Origin of the sequence: Delftia sp. WSY_10 (genome assembly GCF_043104705.1) — a bacterium.
Taxonomy (GTDB): Bacteria; Pseudomonadota; Gammaproteobacteria; order Burkholderiales; family Burkholderiaceae_C; genus Comamonas; species Comamonas tsuruhatensis.
This window is the reverse complement of sequence record NZ_JBICKY010000012.1, coordinates 335237-353861: the sequence shown is the minus strand read 5'-3', so window position 1 is coordinate 353861 and position 18625 is coordinate 335237. Positions and strand designations below refer to the sequence as shown.

Genomic DNA, 18625 nt, shown 5'->3' with positions numbered 1-18625 from the left:
CTAATCTTGGGGGCTGTCGGTCGCGGCGGGCGTCGCAGTTGCGACGTTCGCGACGTCGGCGGGCCCGTCCGTGGCCGCCGGCGGATTCAGGCCTTCGGGATGGCTCCAGTGCCACAGCAGCTGGGCCACCTCGTCCACGCCCTGCTTCTTGAGCGCGGAGAACATGCGCACTTCGCCACCACCGGCGTTGAGCCGCGTGATGGACAGCACCTTGGCCTGCTCGGCGCGCGTGAGCTTGTCGGCCTTGGTCAGCAGCACGAGGAATTTCAGGCCTTCCTGCACGCGCGGGCGCATGGCGTCGAGCAGGGCTTCGTCCAGCTCCGTCAGGCCCAGGCGCGGATCGCACAGCAGCACGATGGCCGACAGGCTTTCGCGGCTGACCAGATAGTTCAGCATCACGCGCTGCCAGCGCTGCTTGTCCGTGCGCGAGACGGCGGCATAGCCGTAGCCGGGCAGGTCGGCCAGCACGGCGTCGGTCACGCCCTGCTTGCCCAGGGAAAACAGGTTGATGTGCTGTGTGCGGCCAGGCTTCTTGGAGGCGAAGGCCAGCTGCTTTTGCTGCGTCAGCGTATTGATGCAGGTGGACTTGCCGGCGTTGGAGCGGCCCACGAACGCGATCTCGGGCACATCGACCTTGGGAAGATGGTGCAATTGCGCAGCTGTCGTCAAAAAGCGCGCCGTGTGCATCCAGCCCATGGCCAGCTTGGGATCGATCAGGGAGGAAGTGGGGGCGGCATCGCCAGCCGGCGCAGCAGGGTTCATGGTGTGGTCAGTCTCTCGGGGCCTCATTGTAGGTTCCCCCATGGAACCGGCGCGCCCAGCGGGCTATAGGCAACGGTGCTGACAAAGCGTGGCGCATGAAACTGGCGCACTCCAAAGTCGGAGACAGCGAGCAAGGGCCGCCCCGCCGCGAAGCTGTCATCCCCCTCCCCGCGAAGCGGGCAGAGAGGGGGAAGGCGCGAAGCGCCTCAGGGGGAGCCTAAACCTCTTCGCTCCAGCAAAAGCCATCCCTCGCAATCATGGCGCTGGCTGCGCTGGGCCCCCAGCTGCCCGCCGCATAGCCGCGCGGCCCCGAGGTGTCGCTGCGCCAGTGCTGGAGGATGGGTTCCACCCAGCGCCAGGCCTGCTCCTGCTCGTCGCTGCGCACAAAGAGGTTCAGCCTGCCGGCGATCACGTCCAGCAGCAGGCGCTCGTAGGCGCCCACGCGCTTGGCACCGAAGCGCTGGTCGAAGTCCAGGTTCAGGTGCACGGGGGCCAGCGAAGGCTCGGCCTGCTGCTGGGTGGCGCCCTGTGCCAGCAGGTGCAGCTCCAGCCCGTCCTTGGGCTGCAGATTGATCACCAGGCGATTGGCTTCGGACAGGGGTGAGCGGAAGATCGGGTGGGGCACGGGCCGGAAGTTCACGACGATGCGCGCGTCCCTTCCTGCCAGCCGCTTGCCGGTGCGGATGTAGAAGGGCACGCCGGCCCAGCGCCAGTTGCAGATCTCGGTGCGCAGGGCGACGAAGGTCTCGGTCTGGCTGCCCGCCGCCACGCCTTTTTCCTGCTGGTAGGCCGGCACGGGCTGGCCCTGGCTGGCGCCGGCCAGGTACTGGCCGCGCACCACGTGCTGGCTCAGGGTTTCCGGCGTCCAGGGCCTGAGCGACTGCAGCACCTTGAGCTTTTCGTCGCGGATGGCATGGGCCGATGCGTTGATCGGCGGCTCCATGCCGATGGCGCACAGCAGCTGCAGCGCATGGTTTTGCACCATGTCGCGCAGCGCGCCGGTCTGGTCGTAGAACGCGCCCCGGCTTTCCACGCCCAGTTCCTCGGCGATGGTGATCTGGATGTTGGCAATGGTCTCGCGCCGCCACAGCGGCTCGAACAGCGCATTGCCAAAGCGCAGCGCCAGAAGGTTCTGCACAGAGGGCTTGCCCAGGTAGTGGTCTATGCGGAACACCTGCTCTTCGCGCAGCACCTTGCGCAGCGTGGCATTGATGGCCTGGTTGGAGGCCAGGTCGTGGCCCAGCGGCTTTTCCAGCACCACGCGGGTGCGCGGGCCGTTCAGGCCCACGGCGGCGATCTGCTCGCAGACCGTGGTGAACAGGCTGGGGGCGGTGGCCACGTACATCACCACCGTTTCTGCGTCGCGCGCGGCCAGCGCCTGTGCCAGCTTCCCGTAGTCGGCGGGCTGCGACAGGTCCATGCGCAGGTAGTGCAGCAGGTCTGCGAAGCGGGCGAATTCCTCGGGGCTGGGGCGCTTGGACAGCTCGACGCCGTCAAAGCGCGACTGGATGAGGGCGCGGTACTGGTCGTCGCTCAGGTCATCGCGGGCCACGCACAGGATGCGGCCGCCCTCGGGCAGGGTGCCGTGACGAAACGCCTGGAACAGCGCCGGCATGAGCTTGCGCCATGCCAGATCGCCCGTGCCGCCAAACAAGACCAGATCGAAACCCATGTTGCCTCCCGAGGTGAATATTTTGGTAACTGAGTTACCAATTTTTGAGGAAATCGAATAAATTATAGAGGCACCACGTCATTTGATTGAAACTTCAGATGATGATTGTTGTAATTTGATTACTTCTCTGCAAGCAGCCCTGTTGGTGAACCCCATGCTTATCCGTTGCGATCACGCCCTCGCCTGGCCTCTTTTGCAAAACCACGCCCGGGCCGTGATGCCCGATTTCGACCTGCGCGGTGCCTTCGCCTCTGACCCCGCCCGGTTCGCGCGCTTCAGCCAGGAGGCTCCGCACTGCTTTGCGGACCTGTCCAAGAATCTGTGGGACGCGCAGGCCGAAGACCTGCTGCTGCAGCTGGCCCGCGATTGCGAGGTGGAGCGCCAGCGCGACGCCATGTTCGCGGGCGAGGCCGTCAACTCCACCGAGGGGCGTGCGGCGCTGCACACGCTGCTGCGCCATCCGCCCGGCAATGCGCCGCCGGGCCTGGCCTGGGCGCTGGCCCAGGTGCATGAGACGCTGGATGCCATGCTGGCCTATGCCGAGCGCGTACGTGCGGACGAGGACATCACCGACGTGGTGTGCATGGGCATAGGCGGATCGGGTCTGGGTCCGCAGATGGCGGTCCAGGCGCTGCAAGGCCTGGGCGATGCGCGCCGGCGCATGCACTTCGTCTCGAATGTGGATGGCCACGCGCTGCAGGCCGTGCTCGTGGGCCTGCAGCCGCGCAGCACGCTGTTCATCGTGGCCTCCAAGGTGTTCAACACGCAGGAGACGCTGACCAATGCGCGCAGCGCACTCGACTGGTTCCACGCAAACGGCGGCAGCGAGGTGTCCCGCCATTTCGTCGCGCTGACCACCCATGCCGCTGCGGCGGCGCAGATGGGCATCACCACCACCTTCGGCTTCTGGGACTGGGTGGGCGGGCGCTATTCGCTGTGGTCGTCCATCGGACTGCCGGTGGCCGTTGCCGTAGGCGCTGCCGCGTTTCGCGCCATGCTGGCCGGTGCGCACGCCATGGACATGCATTTCCGCACGTCGCCGCTGCAGGCCAATCTGCCCGTGCGCCTGGGCCTGCTCGACGTCTGGTACCGCAATCTGCTGGGCTTTGGCAGCCGCTGCATCGCGCCCTACCACGCAGGCCTGCGGCGCCTGCCGGCCTATCTGCAGCAACTGGAGATGGAGAGCAACGGCAAGCGCGTGGACCGGCAGGGCCGGCCGCTGGCGCTGGGCTCGGCACCCGTGCTCTGGGGTGAGCCCGGCACGGATGGGCAGCATGCCTTCTTCCAGATGCTGCACCAGGGCAGCGACATCGCGCCGCTGGAGATCATTGCGGTGAAGCAGGCTTCGCACACCTTGCCAGGCCACCAGGAACAGTTGCTGGCCAACGCGCTGGCCCAGGCCCAGGCCCTGATGCAGGGGCGCGCCAGCGACGACGGGCACCGCCATTTCCCCGGCAACCGTCCCAGCAGCTTCCTGCTGCTGGACGCGCTCACACCTGCGGCGCTGGGCGCGCTGGTTGCGCTGCAGGAGCACCGCGTGTTTGTGGCCGGCGCGCTGTGGGGCATCAACAGCTTCGACCAATGGGGGGTGGAGCTGGGCAAGCTGCTGGCGCGTGACCTTCAGCTGCGCCTGGGCAATGGCGACATGGCGGGGCTGGACGCCTCCACCGCCGGCCTGCTGCAGCGGCTGCGGGCCTGATGGCCTGAGGGCCTGGCCCCGCTCTACGCCTCCCGGAAACAGTTGACCGGCAGCCCTGGCACCTCGACGCGGCAATGCATCAGCGCCCCGGCAGGCACGGCGGCCCGGCGTTCTTCCTCGGGGCGGCCGTGCGCGGCGGAGGTGATGTAGAGCGTGCGCAGGTCTTCTCCGCCCAGGCAGACCATGGTGGGGCAGCGCACGGGCGTCTCGATGCGCTGCACGACTTCGCCCTGCGGGTCCAGCCGCAGCACGCAGCCGCCTTCGTACATGGCCACCCAGTAGTGGCCCCGGGTGTCGACGCAGGCACCATCGGGCCGGCCGCCGTACAGGCGCCCTTGCGTGCGGGGCGCGAAGGCCTTCCACAGTGCGCGGGTCCCCAGCGTGCCGGTGTCCAGGTCGAAGGCAAAGCGGTCTATGCGGTGTGCGGGCGTGTCGGCCCAGTACAGCCATGCGTCGTCGGGGCTGAAGGCCAGCCCGTTGGCCGTGGTGCAGTCGCCTGCCATGCGCTGGACCGCGTAGCCGCCGTTGTCCAACGCGCGCAGGCACCACAGTGCCGCCTCGGGCGCGGTCTTGGGCGCGAACAGGGAGCCGGCCCAGAAGCGGCCGGCTCGGTCGCAGCGGCCGTCGTTCAGGCGGAACTGGCGTGGATCGTGGTCCAGGCCGGCCAGCATGGTGATGTGGCCGGTGGCCGGATCCAGCAGGCCGAAGCCGTCTCGCAGGCCGATGACGATGCGGCCCTGGTCCGTGGGCGCGCAGCAGCCGGGCTCGCTGGGCGTGGCCCAGCTTTGCTGCTGGCCGCTGGCCGGGTCCCAGGCATGGATGCGCAGGCCCTGGATATCGCACCAGTAGAGCCGGCGATCAGCGGGGTGCCAGAAGGGCGATTCGCCCAGGGCGCTGGGAGGAACCTGGGCGATCTGCATGGCCATGGTCTGCTCGCTGGAAGTCATGGCCAGCATTCTAGGAGCGGCTCCCGCCAGACCGCTGCTCGCAGATAGTGTGTTGCGCAGATCAGGGATATCTCTAGCCAGGCATGTGCATAGAAGTATCAGCGGCCGGGCTGCCCGTACCAATGCACCCGCAGGCCTGTCCCCACAATCGGTCACCAGCGGCAGGGATGGACCGCGAAGACCACAGCATTCATTGCGAAGGAGACAGACATGCACAGCTTGCTCAGGGCGGGCGCGGCGCTGGCGGTGGCCGCATCGGCCGCCGGCGCACAGGCCGACACCGAACTCGTGATTGCGACCGTGAACAACGGCCACATGATCGAGATGCAGAAACTCTCTGCCCGCTTCGAGCAGGCCCATCCCGGCATCACGCTCAAATGGGTCACGCTGGAAGAGGGCATGCTGCGCCAGCGCGTGACCACCGACATCGCCACCAAGGGCGGCCAGTTCGACGTGATGACGGTGGGCCTGTACGAGGTGCCGATCTGGTCGAGGAATGGCTGGCTGCTGCCGATTGCCACCGATGCCGCCTATGACGCAGACGACTTGCTGCCTTCCATCCGCAAGGGCCTGTCGCACGAGGGCAGGCTCCACGCCCTGCCGTTCTATGGCGAGGCATCGATGCTCATGTACCGCCGTGATCTGGCCGAAAAGGCGGGTTTCACCATGCCCGCGCAGCCGAGCTGGGAGCAGGTGCGGGAATTTGCCGCCAAGGCCCATGATCCCAAGGCTGGCGTCTACGGCATCTGCCTGCGCGGCAAGCCGGGCTGGGGTGACAACATGGCCCTGGTCACCACCATGGTCAACACCCACGGTGGCCAGTGGTTCGACATGCAATGGAAGCCGCAGCTGGACACACCGGCCTGGAAGAAGGCCGTGGGTTTCTATGTGGAGCTGCTGAAGGCCTACGGGCCGCCCGGCGCATCGGCCAACAGCTTCAACGAGAACCTGGCGCTGTTCAACGAGGGCAAGTGCGCGGCCTGGGTCGATGCCAGCATTGCGGCCTCGTTCGTGGGCGATCCACGACAGTCCAAGGTGGCCGGCAAGGTGGCGTATGCGGCCGCTCCCGTGGCCTCCACGCCCAAGGGGGCGACGTGGCTGTGGACCTGGAACCTGGCCATCCCCGCCAGCTCCAGGAAGGTGGATGCGGCCCAGGCCTTCATCAAATGGGCCACTTCCAAGGAGTATGTGCAGCTGGTGGCGCGCGAGCATGGCTGGCGCGCCGTTCCCACGGGCACGCGGCAGTCCACCTATGCGAGCGCCGAGTTCCAGAAGGTCGCGGACTTTGCCGGCGCCGAGAAAAGCGCCATCGACAGCGTGAGCCTGAGCGATGCGACCGAGCCGCGCTCACCCTACATCGGCGTGCAGTACGTGGCCATCCCCGAGTTCCAGGCCATAGGCATTGCCGTGGGGCAGCAAGTCAGTGCGGCGCTGTCGGGCAAAGCCACGGTGGAGCAGGCGCTCAAGACCTCGCAGACCCTGGCGGACCGCGAGATGAGGAAAAGCGGCTACTACAAGTGATGGCTGCCTCGATGCTTCGACCAAGCCCCGCGCCCATGACGCGCCTGCTGCCCCGCGCGCTCATGGCTCCCGCCATGGCCGTGCTGCTGTGCTGGATGCTGGTGCCGCTGCTGATGACGGTGTATTTCTCGTTCGTCGACTACAACCTCATGCAGCCGGGCGGCCACCCCTTCGTGGGCCTGCGCAACTACGAGTTCTTCGTCACCGACCCGGACTTCATGCCCGCCGTGCGCCAGACCCTGGTGTTCCTGGCCAGCGTGGTGTCGATCACCGTGGTGCTGGGCGTGCTGCTGGCGCTGCTGGTCAACGAGCCATTTCCGGGCCGCGGCATGGTGCGCGTGCTGCTGATCTCGCCCTTCTTCGTGATGCCCGCCGTCAACGCGCTGCTGTGGAAGCACATGATGATGAATCCCATCTACGGCGTGCTGGCCAGCCTGTGCAGGGCGCTGGGCCTGGAGCCTGTGGACTGGCTGACCGAGGTGCCGCTGCTGTCCGTGGTCGTCATGGTGTCCTGGCAGTGGCTGCCTTTTGCCTGCCTGATCTTCATCACCTCGCTGCAGTCGCTGGACCGCGAGCAGATGGAGGCGGCGCGCATGGACGGCGCCAATGCCCTGCAACGTTTCCACCACCTCACGCTGCCCCATCTGGCCCGACCGATGGCGGTGGTGGTGATGATCGAGATGATCTTCCTGCTGGGCGTGTTTGCGGAGATCGCCATCACCACGGCGGGCGGCCCGGGCAACGAGAGCACCAACCTCACCTATCTCATCTACAAGCAGTCGCTGATGCATTTCGACGTGGGCGTGGCCTCTGCGGGGGCATTGTTCGCCGTGGTGCTGGCCAACATCGTTGCCGTCTTCCTGATCCGCATCGTCGGCAAGAGCCTGGACTGAGCGCATGACGGCCCCTTCACTTTCCACCGCCTTGCGTGCCGCCGCGGCCTGGGCGCTGGCGCTGCTGCTGTTCTTTCCGCTGGGCTGGCTGTTCCTGACCGCGTTCAAGACCGAGCTGCAGGCCATTGCCGTGCCGCCGCTGTTCGTGTTCGAGCCCACGCTGGCCAACTTCGGCGAGGTGCAGCAGCGCAGCAACTACCTGCTGCACGCACGCAACTCCTTGGTCACCAGCCTGGGGTCCACCCTGGCGGGCCTGGCCATCGCCGTGCCCGCCGCCTACTCGATGGCCTTCTTTCGCACGCGGCGCACACGCGATGTGCTGATGTGGATGCTGTCCACCAAGATGATGCCCGCCGTGGGCGCATTGCTGCCCATCTACGTGCTGGCCCAGGGCGCCGGCCTGCTGGACACGCTCACGGTGCTGACCGTGGTCTTCACGCTGTCCAACCTGCCCATCATGGTGTGGATGCTCTACAGCGCGTTCAAGGACATCCCGCACGAGATCCTCGAAGCCGCGCGCATGGATGGCGCCGGCCTGTGGGCCGAGTTCCGCCATGTGGTGCTGCCGCTGGCGCTGGGCGGCATTGCCTCCACGGGCCTGCTGTGTCTGGTGCTGAGCTGGAACGAGGCCTTCTGGTCGCTCAACCTCAGCAGCGCGCGCGCCGGCACGCTGGCCACGCTGATCGCCTCCTACTCCAGCCCCGAGGGGCTGTTCTGGGCCCGTCTTTCGGCCGCCTCGCTTTTGGCCATCGCGCCCATCGTGGTGTTCGGCTGGTTCAGCCAGAAGCAACTGGTGCAGGGCATGACCTTCGGCGCCGTCAAGTAGCTGCTCTTCAAACCAAGAAAACCATGGCCTATCTGCAACTGCAAGACATGCGCAAGAGCTTTGGCGAGGCGCACATCATCCGTGGCGTGGACCTCGCCATCGAGCGCGGCGAGTTCATCGTCTTCGTCGGCCCCTCGGGCTGCGGAAAATCCACGCTGCTGCGCCTGATCGCGGGGCTGGAGTCCGTCAGCGCGGGCCATCTGCTGCTCGATGGGCGCGACATCACGCACGCGCCCTCGGGCCGGCGCGATCTGGCCATGGTGTTCCAGAGCTATGCGCTGTACCCGCACATGAGCGTGTACGACAACATGTCCTTTGCGCTGCGCCTGGCGGGCGTGCCGCGCAAGGAGATATTGCGCAAGGTCGGCCGGGCGGCAGAAACGCTCAATCTCACGGCCTGCCTGGAGCGCCGCCCGGGCGAGCTGTCGGGCGGGCAGCGCCAGCGCGTGGCCATCGGACGCGCCATCGTGCGCGAGCCCAAGGTCTTCCTGTTCGACGAGCCGCTGTCCAATCTGGATGCGGCGCTGCGCGGCAACACGCGCGTGGAAATCCTCAAGCTGCACCGTGCATTGGGCGCCACCACCATCTATGTGACGCACGACCAGGTGGAGGCCATGACCCTGGCCGACCGCGTGGTGGTGATGCGCGACGGCGCCATCGAGCAGGTGGGCTCTCCTCTGGAGCTCTATGACCGCCCGGCCAACCGCTTTGTCGCGCAGTTCATCGGCATGCCGCCGATGAACCTGCTGGCGGCCCATGCCGTGCCGGGCCTGTCGGCCAGCACGCAGGGGCGCTTGCCGCCGGACGGCACGCTGGGCATACGCCCCGAGGCGCTGCGCCTGTCCCGGGCAGATGCAGGTTCCGGTGATGGGGCTGGCGTCCAGGGGCGCGTGGACCTGATCGAAGCCTTGGGTGCCGACACGCTGGTCCATGTGGACGTGGCCGGCGTGCCGCTGGTGGCGCGCCAGACCGAGCGCATGCCGCTGGCCGTGGGCGATGGGGTGAGGGTGTCCCTCGACCCGGGCTGCATGCTCCATCTGTTCGACCGCGATGGCCGTGCGCTGGCGGCCTGCTGAGCCTGGCGGCCGAGCCCTGCCTTCTTCTTTCCGTCTCTTCCCATCCCTTTGTCCGGGACACCATGAACGCGACTGCCCCCTCCCTTTCCCGCCCCACGGTGCTGCACCTGGGACTGGGCTCTTTCCATCGCGCGCACCAGGCTGCCTACCAGCAGCGATTGATGGATGCGGGCGACACGCAGTGGGCGCTGGTGGGCGCCAACCTGCGCCCTGACATGGCGCAGACGCTGGAGGCCCTGGTGCGACAAGGCGGTGCCTACACGCTGGAGACGATTGCGCCCAACGGCACGGTGCACTACCAGTGGATGGATGCCTTGAGCGAGGTGATTCCGTACGCGCCCGGGCTGGCCGCCGTCGTGCAGCGGGGCGCCTGGCCGGCCACCCGCATCATCTCCTTCACGGTCACCGAGGCCGGTTACTGCCTGGATGGTCAGGGAGCGCTCGACGCCGCGCATACCGATCTGGCGCAGGACCTGGAGCGCGCACGCCGGGGCGAGGCGGGGACCACCCTCTATGGCGTGCTCTGCGCCATCCTGCAGGCGCGCCGCGCCACCGATGCCGGCCCCGTCACGCTGCTGAGCTGCGACAACCTGCGCCACAACGGCGACCGCCTGCGCGCCGGCCTGCTGGCCTTCATGCGCCAGGCACAGTTGCATGGGCTGGCCGACTGGGCACAGCGGCATACCAGCTGCCCCAACGCCATGGTCGATCGCATCACTCCCCGCCCGCCACCGGAGCTGCGCGCGCGCGTGCTGGCCGCCACTGGCCGCGACGACGAGGCCGCGGTGATGGCCGAGCGCTTCACGCAATGGGTGATCGAGGACCGCTTCATTGCCGGGCGCCCCGCCTGGCAGACCGTGGGCGTGGAGCTGGTACCCTCGGTGGCGCCTTACGAAGAGGCCAAGATCCGCATCCTCAACGCCAGCCACAGCTGCATCGCCTGGGCCGGGACGCTGGCGGGCCTGGAGCATATCCACGAAGGCTGTGCCGTGCCCGCGATACGCCAGATGGCCTGGGACTACGTGACCCGGGATGTGATCGCCTGCCTTTGCGCACCGGGCCGGCCCAGCCCGCTGGACCTGCCGGCCTACCGTGACACGGTGCTGGAGCGCTTTGGCAATGCGGCCCTGCGCGACACCAACCAGCGCGTGGCGGCCGATGGGTTTGCCAAGATCCCCGGCTTCATCGCGCCCACGCTGCGCGAGCGGCTGGAGGACAACGCCGCCATCGATGCCGCGGCCATGCTGCCAGCGCTGTTCCTGGCCTTCCTGCAGCGCTGGCACCGGGGCACACTGCCCTATGCGTACCAGGACCAGGCCATGGACCCGGCGGTGGCGCATGCCATCTGCGCGGCGCCCGATCCCGTGGCCTCGCTGTGCGCCGAGCCGCTGCTGTGGGGCGAGGTGGCAGGCCATCCGCAGCTGGTGGAGTCGGTGCGCCGGGCCTCGGAGCGGGTACGGGCATTTGTGGACAGAACCGAAACATGCACAAGGCGGAGCTGACATGCGCATAGCCATCGTGGGCGAGGCCCTGATCGATTTCACCGCCACGGGTGGCCTGGCCTTCCAGGGCCATGAGGGCGGGGCGCCCGCCAATGGCGCCATCGCGGCGGCACGGCTGGGGCAGGCCACGGGCCTTGTCTCGCAGCTCTCGGAGGACCTATTTGGCGAGCGCCTGTTCGCGCACCTGCAGCGCAACGGCGTGGACATGCGCCTGGTGCAGCGCTGCAGCGCGCCCAGCACGCTGGCCTTTGTGGAGCGCGGCGAACACACCAACCGCTATGCCTTCTACATGCAGGGCACGGCCGACACGCTGTGGGCGCCTGCCGAGCTGCCGAAGTTGCCGGACGAATGCCGCATCCTGCAGTTCGGCTCCATCGCGCTGCTGCATGCGCCGGCGGGGCCGCGCATCCTGGATCTGGTGGCCGCGCAGCGCGGTCGGCGCCTCATCGTCTTCGACCCCAATGTGCGTCCCACGCTGATCCGCGATGCGCAGGCCTTCCGGCGCGACTGCCTGGACTGGCTGGCCCTGGCCGACCTGGTCAAGCTCAGCGACGAGGATGCGGCCTTCATCGCGCCCGGTCAGCCGGTGCTGGAGGCTGCCGGGAGCTGGCTGTCGCGTGGGCCCAGGGCCGTGGTGCTCACGCAGGGGGCCGAGGGCGCCACCTTGCTGCGCGCAGACCGCGCTCCGCTGTCGGTGCGCCCGCCTGCAGTGCCGCTGGCGGACACCATCGGCGCGGGCGACACCTTTGGCGCGGCACTGTCCGTGGCGTTGCTCGAGCGCGGCGTGGAGCAGGCGCAGCAGTTGAAGTCCCTGCCAGATGCCGCGTGGCGCGAGGTGCTGCGCTTTGCGGCCACGGCTGCCGCGCTCAATTGCACGCGCGCCGGCGCCCAGCCGCCCTGGCGTGCGGAGCTGGATGCCGCGCTTGCGGGCCTGCATGCTGCGCAGGCGCAGCAGCACCACAGGGCGTAGCGGCCGCCGGTGTTACCGTGCGCCCTGTGCCCGTCTCCATCGTCCCTGATTGACCGACTGCCATGCCCAGCACACGCCGCCGCCCGCCGCGCCAGCGCCATCCCGAACTGGAGCGCGACTTTGTCCGCACGCCCGCCCTGGGCTATGAAGACGTGGAGGGCAGTGGCCTGGTGCGCTGCCTGGCACATGGTTTCCCGAGTCCGCTGGTGCGCTGGCATTTCCATGACGAGTACGAACTGCATCTCATCACCCACACCTCGGGCCGTGCCTTCGTGGGTGACTGGATAGGGCCGTTCGAGCCGGGCCACCTCGTGCTGTGCGGGCCGCGCCTGCCGCACAACTGGATATCGTTCGACGTGCCCGAGGCCGGCGCGCCCGAACGCGATCTCGTCATCCTGTTCAACCACGATCCCATTGCCCTTGCGGCCGAGCAGATCCCCGAGATGCGCGAGGTACTGCAGCTGCTGGACCGCGCGCGCCACGGCATCGAGTTCTTCGGCATGGCCGAGGCAGCGCGCGTGCACTGGGAGGGGGTCCGGGGTGCGCGCGGCATGCGCCGCTTCGCGGCCTTTTGTGATCTGCTGTCCGATCTTTCCGAATGCACGGACTACCGGCTGCTGTCGGCCGTGCAGATGCAGGGCGTGCAGGCCGAGGCCCAGGTGGACCAGATCAACGAGGTGGTCAACCGCATCATGGCGCGCGTGAACGAGCCGCTGAGCCTGGCGGACGTGGCGGCCGAACTGGGCATGAGCGAAAGCCGCTTCAGCCGTTTCTTTCGCCGTGCCACAGGCAACAGCTTCACCGACTTTGTCAGCCGCGTGCGCATCAACAGTGCCTGCCATCTGCTCATGCAGACCGATTGCTTCATCGCCGATATCTGTTTTCAGGTCGGCTTCAGCAATCTGGCCAACTTCAACCGGCGCTTCCTTGAAATCAAGGGGATGACGCCCTCGGAATTCCGCAGGCAGGCCGAAAGCCGCTTCGGCGCGGGCTGAGGCGGGCGAGGGACCTGGAATCCGGGAAAGAAGGGGTGTGGTATTGCGCGCCACATGGGTAGAGCCCTTATTGCCGCGCTGGCACAGATCGATATGCTGGGTTGCGAAAAACACATGTTCCGCATCGGATCCGTGGCCAGTTTGTGACCACGATCAAGGAATGTGTCTTCCTCTGCGCGCAGGGGCGAAAGCAGGGTTCCTGACGATATCAATCACAGGGGGCCCCATTGTAGAATCCGCCGAATTTTGCGCTTTCAACAACAGAACCACGCCCTCGATATGAAGTTGCTTGCCTCTTTGCTGACGGCTGCCATTCTTGCTGCAGCCCCCGCCTTTCCCGCTTTCTCCGCTGGCGAGGCACCTGCTGCCCCGGCTCAGCCGAAGGCGGCCAAGGCCGATCTGGCGAAGGGCGAGGCCAGCTACACCGCCGTCTGCGCGGCATGCCATGCGGCCGACGGCAATTCGACGGTGCCCATCCAGCCCAAGCTGGCCGGCCAGCATCCCGAGTACCTGGTCAAGCAGTTGCTGGAGTTCAAGGACGACAAGCGCAAGGACCCGGTGATGAAGGGCTTTGCCAGCATGCTCAGCGAGCCTGACATGAAGAACATCGCCGCCTGGCTGCATGCGCAAAAGCCCAAGGACGGCTTTGCCAAGGACAAGGACCTGGTGGCCATGGGCGAGCGCATCTACCGTGGTGGCATCCAGGAGCGCAACATCGCCGCCTGCGCAGGCTGCCACAGCCCCAACGGCGCCGGCATCCCGGCCCAGTACCCGCGTCTGGCCGGCCAGCACGCCGACTACACCACCACCCAGCTCACGGCCTTCCGTGACGGCAAGCGCGGCAATAGCATTCAGATGACGCAGGTTGCTGCCAAGCTTAACGATCGCGAAATCAAGGCCGTGGCAGACTACATCGCTGGCCTGCGTTGATGTGCTCCCGGAACCGATGCGGTTCCCAGGGTAATCACCGGGAACCTATTGCCCTATAGACGCCCCAAGCCAGGCGGGTCCATCGCATGAATGCAGATGGTCCCGCTTTTTTCATTCGGGTTTTGGTTTTTCGCTCTTCATGTCAGACAACTCTTCCGGTGCTGCTCTTGCCTCCCCCCGCCCGCAGGCCGCGCGCGCGATGCTGGAGCTGCTGGCATCGATGCGCTTTGCGATCTCGCTGCTGACGGTCATCTGCATTGCCTCGGTGATCGGCACCGTGCTCAAGCAGCATGAGCCGGTGGGCAACTACGTCAACCAGTTCGGACCGTTCTGGGCCCAGCTGTTTCTTGCGCTCAAGCTCAATGCGGTCTACAGCGCCTGGTGGTTCCTGCTGATCCTGGCCTTTCTGGTGATCAGCACCTCGCTGTGCGTGGCACGCCATGCGCCCAAATACCTGGCCGATCTGCGCAATTTCAAGGAAAACGTTCGAGAGCAAAGCCTCAAGGCCTTCAGCCACCGTGCGCAGAATGTGGTGCCCGGCAGCACCGAGGAAGCCGCCAGGCGCCTGGGCCAGCAGCTGGTGTCGGGCGGCTGGAAGGTGCGGCTGCAGCAGCGCGATACGGCGGCCGGTCCCGGCACGGGCTGGATGCTGGCGGCCAAGGCGGGCGCGGCCCACAAGCTGGGCTACATCGCCGCCCATGGCGCCATCGTGCTGATCTGCCTGGGGGGGCTGTTCGACGGTGACCTTATCGTGCGTGCGCAGATGTGGCTGGGAGGCAAAACACCTTATACCGGCGGTGGCCTGATCTCCGAGGTGTCCGAGCAGCACCGGCTGAGCGAACGCAACCCCACCTTCCGCGGCAACCTGCTGGTGACCGAGGGCGGCACGGCGGGCACGGCCATCCTGTCGCAGTCCGATGGCGTGCTGCTGCAGGAGCTGCCCTTTGCGGTGGAGCTCAAGAAGTTCATCGTCGAGTACTACTCCACGGGCATGCCCAAGCTGTTTGCCAGCGAGGTCGTCATCCACGACAAGGCCACGGGCGAGAAGCTGGAAAAGCGCATCGAGGTCAACCACCCGGCCAGCTACCGCGGCATCGAGATCTACCAGTCCAGCTTTGATGACGGCGGCTCGTCGGTGAAGCTGCATGCCGTGCCGCTGGAGGCCGGGACCAAGCCCTTCGATGTCGAAGGCGTGATTGGCGGCTCCAGCCAGTTCACGCGCAAGCTCGCCGACGGCAAGGACGAGGCGCTGACGCTGGAGTTTGCCGAGCTGCGCACCATCAACGTCGAGAACTTCGGCGGTGCGGGCGGCGCCAGTGGCAGCGCCACCGATGTGCGCAAGGTGGACCTGAAGCAGGCCATCGACGAGCGCCTGGGCGCGGCCCACAAGACCGTGACCAAGAAGGAGCTGCGCAACATCGGCCCCAGCATCCGCTACAAGCTGCGCGATGCCGCGGGCCAGGCGCGCGAGTTCCAGAACTACATGCTGCCCGTGGACACGGGCGACGGCCAGCGCGTGTTCCTGCTGGGCGTGCGCGACAACCAGGCCGACGCCATGCGCTATCTGCGCATTCCCGCCGACCCCGAAAGCGAAATGGACACCTTCCTGCGCCTGCGCAGCGCGCTGCAGGATCCCAAACTGCGCGAGCAGGCGGCCCGGGCCTATGTGGCCAAGGCCATCGATTCCTCGCGCTCCGAACTGAGCGGTGCGCTGGCGCAGTCGGCCACCAAGGCGCTGGAGCTGTTCGCGGGACAGACCGACAAGAAGGGTCCCGATGGCAAGCCGCTGGGCGGGCTGCAGGCCATCTCCGATTTCATGGAAAGCAATGTGCCCGCGGCCGAGCGTGAACGCGCGGGCGAGGTGCTGGTGCGCATTCTCAATGGCGTGCTGTTCGAGATGGCCCAGATCGTGCGGGCCCAGGCCGGCCAGGCACCGCTGGAGCCCAGCGAGCAGACGCAGTCCTTCATGACACAGGCCGTGTTCTCGCTCAGCGACGCGCAGTTCTACCCCGTGCCCATGGTCTTCATGCTGCAGGACTTCAAGCAGGTGCAGGCCAGCGTGTTCCAGGTGGCGCGTGCGCCGGGCAAGAACGTGGTGTATCTGGGCTGCCTGTTTCTCATCATCGGCGTGTTCTGCATGCTGTACGTGCGCGACCGCCGCATCTGGATCTGGCTCACGCCTCGCGATGGCCAAAGCCATGCCGAAATGGCCTTGTCCACCAATCGAAAAACGCTCGATGGTGATAGAGAATTCGCCATGCTGGCCGGCAAGCTGATAGGCGCCGAGCCCATCCACAAGAAACCCCCCGGAGGTTCCGCATGAACACCGCCACCACGACGACTTTGACGCTCAACGAGGGCTTCTTCGCCCGCCGCAACTGGTTCGACTGGGTGTTTGCGGCCCTCGTGGCGGCGGGGCTGCTCTATGCGCTGCAGCGCTATGGCGAGTACATGGATGTCTACGAGAAGTGCATCCTGGTCGGCACCATTCCCGCGGCCATCTGGCTGGGCTGGTTCTGGCGCTCGCTGCGGGCGCTGATGCTGGTGGTGGCCGGGATGTCGCTGCTGGCCATTGCGCTGTACCAGGGGCCGGAGGGGGCGCAGCTGGCGCGCTCGGACACGGTGTTCGGCCTCAAGTACTTCCTGTCCAGCCAGTCGGCCATCCTCTGGATGAGCATGGTGTTCTTCATCAGCACCGTCTTCTACTGGATCGGCATGTTTGCGCGGGGCGAGGGCACGGCGCTGTCGCTGCTGGGCTCGCGCCTGGCCTGGCTGGCCGTGACGCTGGCGCTGGTGGGCACCATGGTGCGCTGGTACGAGAGCTATCTGATCGGCCCCGATGTGGGCCACATCCCGGTCAGCAATCTCTATGAAGTGTTCGTCATGTTCTGCTGGATGACGGCGCTGTTCTATCTGTACTACGAACAGCACTACGACACGCGCGCCCTGGGTGGCTTCGTGATGCTGGTGGTCAGCGCGGCCGTGGGCTTTTTGCTGTGGTACACGCTGGTGCGCGAGGCGCACGAGATCCAGCCCCTGGTGCCGGCGCTCAAGAGCTGGTGGATGAAGCTGCATGTGCCGGCCAACTTCATCGGCTACGGCACCTTCGCGCTGGCGGCCATGGTCTCCTTCGCCTACCTGATCAAGCAGCAGGCCACGGAGACGCGCTGGTACAAGCTCGCGCCGCTGTGGATGCTGGGCGTGGTGCTGTGCTTCGAGCCCATCGTTTTCCGCAAGGGTGCGACCGACAACGGCGGCAGCTACTGGATGGTGTACTTCGGCGTCTCGGCGCTGATCGTGGCCGGCATCCTGCTGGCGCGCAAGCGCATCGCCGAGCGGCTGCCCAGCTTCGAGCTGCTGGACGATGTGATGTACAAGTCCATCGCCGTGGGCTTTGCCTTCTTCACCATCGCCACCGTGCTGGGCGCGCTGTGGGCGGCCGAGGCCTGGGGCGGCTACTGGAGCTGGGACCCCAAGGAGACCTGGGCGCTGATCGTCTGGCTCAACTACGCGGCCTGGCTGCACATGCGCCTGGTCAAGGGGCTGCGCGGCACCGTGTCCGCCTGGTGGGCGCTGGGCGGGCTGGCCATCACCACCTTCGCCTTCCTGGGCGTGAACATGTTCCTGTCGGGACTGCACAGCTACGGCGAGCTGTGATCCGCTGCTGATTCGGACCGCCGCCGAACAAAGGGCTGCATGCGCCGGCGCGCATGCAGCCCTTTTTGTATCCGGCTCTTTTTCATGGCAGTTGAGGCTGGGGCGTAGCATGGAACTTGCGCGGGCCTGCAAGGCTCCCAATCGTCATGCCGCCCGGCGCCCCTGCCGCAGCAGGCACTTTCGGAGATTCCCATGCTGATCCGCTCCCACGACAACGGCTTCCAACATCCGCAAGGCAGCGAAATCACGCCCCGGGCGAGCTACCTGCAGCGCCGGGCCTGGCTGCAGTACCTGGCCGCAGGTTCGGCCGGTGCCGCCTTGCCGGGCTGGGCGGCAGGCGTGCAGCGCCCCGGCAAGCTGGCGGCGCTGGCTTCCGTGCCTTCGCAGGTGCCGGGCGCGAACTCCATGGAGCGCGTCACCGCCTATGCCGATGCGTCGCAGTACAACAACTTCTACGAATTCGGCCTGGACAAGGACGATCCTGCCAAGAACGCCCACACGCTCAAGACGCGGCCGTGGACAGTGAAGATCGAAGGCCTGGTCCAGCAGCCGCAGACACTGGACCTGGATGCGCTGCTCAAGCTCGCACCGCTGGAAGAGCGCATCTACCGGCTGCGCTGCGTGGAAGGCTGGTCCATGGTGATTCCCTGGGTCGGCTATTCCCTGGCCGAACTGCTGCGCAAGGTGCAGCCGCTGGGCAGCGCGAAATACGTGGAATTTGTCACCCTGGCCGACAAGGCGCAGATGCCGGGCCTGCGCAGCGGCGTGCTCGACTGGCCGTACACGGAAGGGCTTCGCCTGGATGAGGCCATGCACCCGCTGACCCTGCTGGCCTTCGGCATGTATGGCGAAGTGCTGCCCAACCAGAATGGCGCGCCCGTGCGGCTGGTCGTGCCGTGGAAATACGGCTTCAAGAGCGCCAAGAGCATCGTCGCCATCCGCCTGACCGACAAGGAGCCGGGCACGGCCTGGAACAAGGCGGCGCGCAACGAGTACGGCTTTTATTCCAATGTGAACCCGGACGTGCCGCACCCGCGCTGGAGCCAGGCCACGGAGCGGCGCATTGGCGAGGATGGCCTGTTCGCCAAGAAGCGCAAGACGCTGCTGTTCAACGGCTACGAAGCCCAGGTCGGCCAGCTCTACACGGGCATGGATCTGAAGAAGTTCTATTGATG

Annotated in this window: 15 protein-coding genes; 12 read left to right on the top strand and 3 right to left on the bottom strand. The window is 66.8% G+C overall.

The window, feature by feature from the left end:
• Together yihA and zwf are read right to left on the bottom strand one after the other, a co-directional pair.
• On the bottom strand, nt 1-762 hold the full coding sequence (gene yihA, locus ACF8ML_RS03745) for a ribosome biogenesis GTP-binding protein YihA/YsxC (protein ID WP_017403957.1): 762 nt from the start codon (nt 760-762) through the stop codon (nt 1-3).
• Nucleotides 763-979: 217 nt separating this feature from the next.
• The gene (gene zwf / locus ACF8ML_RS03740) at nt 980-2434 is read right to left on the bottom strand and encodes a glucose-6-phosphate dehydrogenase (RefSeq protein ID WP_016445520.1); all 1455 of its coding nucleotides are present in this window, start codon (nt 2432-2434) and stop codon (nt 980-982) included.
• A 154-nt stretch (nt 2435-2588) separates the two neighbouring features.
• Between zwf and pgi the strand changes: the two genes are divergently transcribed.
• Nucleotides 2589-4133: a glucose-6-phosphate isomerase gene (pgi, locus tag ACF8ML_RS03735; RefSeq protein WP_392406306.1), complete on the top strand. Its 1545-nt coding sequence runs from the start codon at nt 2589-2591 to the stop codon at nt 4131-4133.
• Nucleotides 4134-4156: 23 nt separating this feature from the next.
• On the opposite strand, the gene ACF8ML_RS03730 is transcribed toward pgi, so the two are convergent.
• Nucleotides 4157-5059: an SMP-30/gluconolactonase/LRE family protein gene (locus ACF8ML_RS03730; protein WP_392406625.1), complete on the bottom strand. Its 903-nt coding sequence runs from the start codon at nt 5057-5059 to the stop codon at nt 4157-4159.
• A 231-nt stretch (nt 5060-5290) separates the two neighbouring features.
• On the opposite strand from ACF8ML_RS03730, the gene ACF8ML_RS03725 reads away from it, so the two are divergent.
• The 11 genes from ACF8ML_RS03725 to msrP all read left to right on the top strand — a co-directional run bounded on the left by ACF8ML_RS03725 (nt 5291) and on the right by msrP (nt 18623).
• Nucleotides 5291-6601, top strand: a complete 1311-nt coding sequence (locus ACF8ML_RS03725) for a sugar ABC transporter substrate-binding protein (RefSeq protein WP_017403960.1) — start codon at nt 5291-5293, stop codon at nt 6599-6601.
• Between the two features lie 35 nt (nt 6602-6636).
• The gene (locus ACF8ML_RS03720; RefSeq protein ID WP_392406305.1) at nt 6637-7494 is read left to right on the top strand and encodes a carbohydrate ABC transporter permease; all 858 of its coding nucleotides are present in this window, start codon (nt 6637-6639) and stop codon (nt 7492-7494) included.
• A gap of 4 nt (nt 7495-7498) precedes the next feature.
• Nucleotides 7499-8320, top strand: coding sequence for a carbohydrate ABC transporter permease (locus tag ACF8ML_RS03715; protein ID WP_026062016.1), 822 nt, complete (start codon nt 7499-7501; stop codon nt 8318-8320).
• A gap of 23 nt (nt 8321-8343) precedes the next feature.
• Nucleotides 8344-9396, top strand: a complete 1053-nt coding sequence (locus ACF8ML_RS03710) for an ABC transporter ATP-binding protein (RefSeq protein ID WP_017403962.1) — start codon at nt 8344-8346, stop codon at nt 9394-9396.
• 62 nt (nt 9397-9458) lie between these two features.
• Nucleotides 9459-10898: a D-arabinitol 4-dehydrogenase gene (gene dalD / locus ACF8ML_RS03705; protein ID WP_047326509.1), complete on the top strand. Its 1440-nt coding sequence runs from the start codon at nt 9459-9461 to the stop codon at nt 10896-10898.
• Between the two features lies 1 nt (nt 10899).
• Nucleotides 10900-11868: a carbohydrate kinase gene (locus ACF8ML_RS03700; protein WP_392406304.1), complete on the top strand. Its 969-nt coding sequence runs from the start codon at nt 10900-10902 to the stop codon at nt 11866-11868.
• Between the two features lie 62 nt (nt 11869-11930).
• Entirely contained in the window at nt 11931-12863 is a 933-nt protein-coding gene (locus ACF8ML_RS03695) for an AraC family transcriptional regulator (RefSeq protein ID WP_338499757.1), read from the top strand.
• A 279-nt stretch (nt 12864-13142) separates the two neighbouring features.
• A complete protein-coding gene (locus ACF8ML_RS03690; RefSeq protein WP_016445530.1) occupies nt 13143-13793 on the top strand; it encodes a cytochrome c in 651 nt (216 codons plus the stop codon).
• A gap of 139 nt (nt 13794-13932) precedes the next feature.
• A complete protein-coding gene (locus ACF8ML_RS03685; protein WP_047326511.1) occupies nt 13933-16116 on the top strand; it encodes a cytochrome c biogenesis protein ResB in 2184 nt (727 codons plus the stop codon).
• On the top strand, nt 16113-17450 hold the full coding sequence (ccsB, locus tag ACF8ML_RS03680) for a c-type cytochrome biogenesis protein CcsB (protein WP_392406302.1): 1338 nt from the start codon (nt 16113-16115) through the stop codon (nt 17448-17450). The genes ACF8ML_RS03685 and ccsB overlap by 4 nt, the downstream gene beginning before the upstream one ends.
• A gap of 192 nt (nt 17451-17642) precedes the next feature.
• Complete coding sequence (gene msrP, locus ACF8ML_RS03675) at nt 17643-18623, top strand: protein-methionine-sulfoxide reductase catalytic subunit MsrP (RefSeq protein WP_016445533.1); 981 nt, start codon at nt 17643-17645, stop codon at nt 18621-18623.
• Nucleotides 18624-18625 lie beyond the last annotated feature (2 nt).

Coding starts and splice junctions, on each gene's coding strand:
- yihA (WP_017403957.1), bottom strand. CDS start 762: ATGAACCCTGCTGCGCCGGCTGGCGATGCCGCCCCCACTTCCTCCCTG.
- zwf (WP_016445520.1), bottom strand. CDS start 2,434: ATGGGTTTCGATCTGGTCTTGTTTGGCGGCACGGGCGATCTGGCATGG.
- pgi (WP_392406306.1), top strand. CDS start 2,589: ATGCTTATCCGTTGCGATCACGCCCTCGCCTGGCCTCTTTTGCAAAAC.
- ACF8ML_RS03730 (WP_392406625.1), bottom strand. CDS start 5,059: ATGGCCATGCAGATCGCCCAGGTTCCTCCCAGCGCCCTGGGCGAATCG.
- ACF8ML_RS03725 (WP_017403960.1), top strand. CDS start 5,291: ATGCACAGCTTGCTCAGGGCGGGCGCGGCGCTGGCGGTGGCCGCATCG.
- ACF8ML_RS03720 (WP_392406305.1), top strand. CDS start 6,637: ATGACGCGCCTGCTGCCCCGCGCGCTCATGGCTCCCGCCATGGCCGTG.
- ACF8ML_RS03715 (WP_026062016.1), top strand. CDS start 7,499: ATGACGGCCCCTTCACTTTCCACCGCCTTGCGTGCCGCCGCGGCCTGG.
- ACF8ML_RS03710 (WP_017403962.1), top strand. CDS start 8,344: ATGGCCTATCTGCAACTGCAAGACATGCGCAAGAGCTTTGGCGAGGCG.
- dalD (WP_047326509.1), top strand. CDS start 9,459: ATGAACGCGACTGCCCCCTCCCTTTCCCGCCCCACGGTGCTGCACCTG.
- ACF8ML_RS03700 (WP_392406304.1), top strand. CDS start 10,900: ATGCGCATAGCCATCGTGGGCGAGGCCCTGATCGATTTCACCGCCACG.
- ACF8ML_RS03695 (WP_338499757.1), top strand. CDS start 11,931: ATGCCCAGCACACGCCGCCGCCCGCCGCGCCAGCGCCATCCCGAACTG.
- ACF8ML_RS03690 (WP_016445530.1), top strand. CDS start 13,143: ATGAAGTTGCTTGCCTCTTTGCTGACGGCTGCCATTCTTGCTGCAGCC.
- ACF8ML_RS03685 (WP_047326511.1), top strand. CDS start 13,933: ATGTCAGACAACTCTTCCGGTGCTGCTCTTGCCTCCCCCCGCCCGCAG.
- ccsB (WP_392406302.1), top strand. CDS start 16,113: ATGAACACCGCCACCACGACGACTTTGACGCTCAACGAGGGCTTCTTC.
- msrP (WP_016445533.1), top strand. CDS start 17,643: ATGCTGATCCGCTCCCACGACAACGGCTTCCAACATCCGCAAGGCAGC.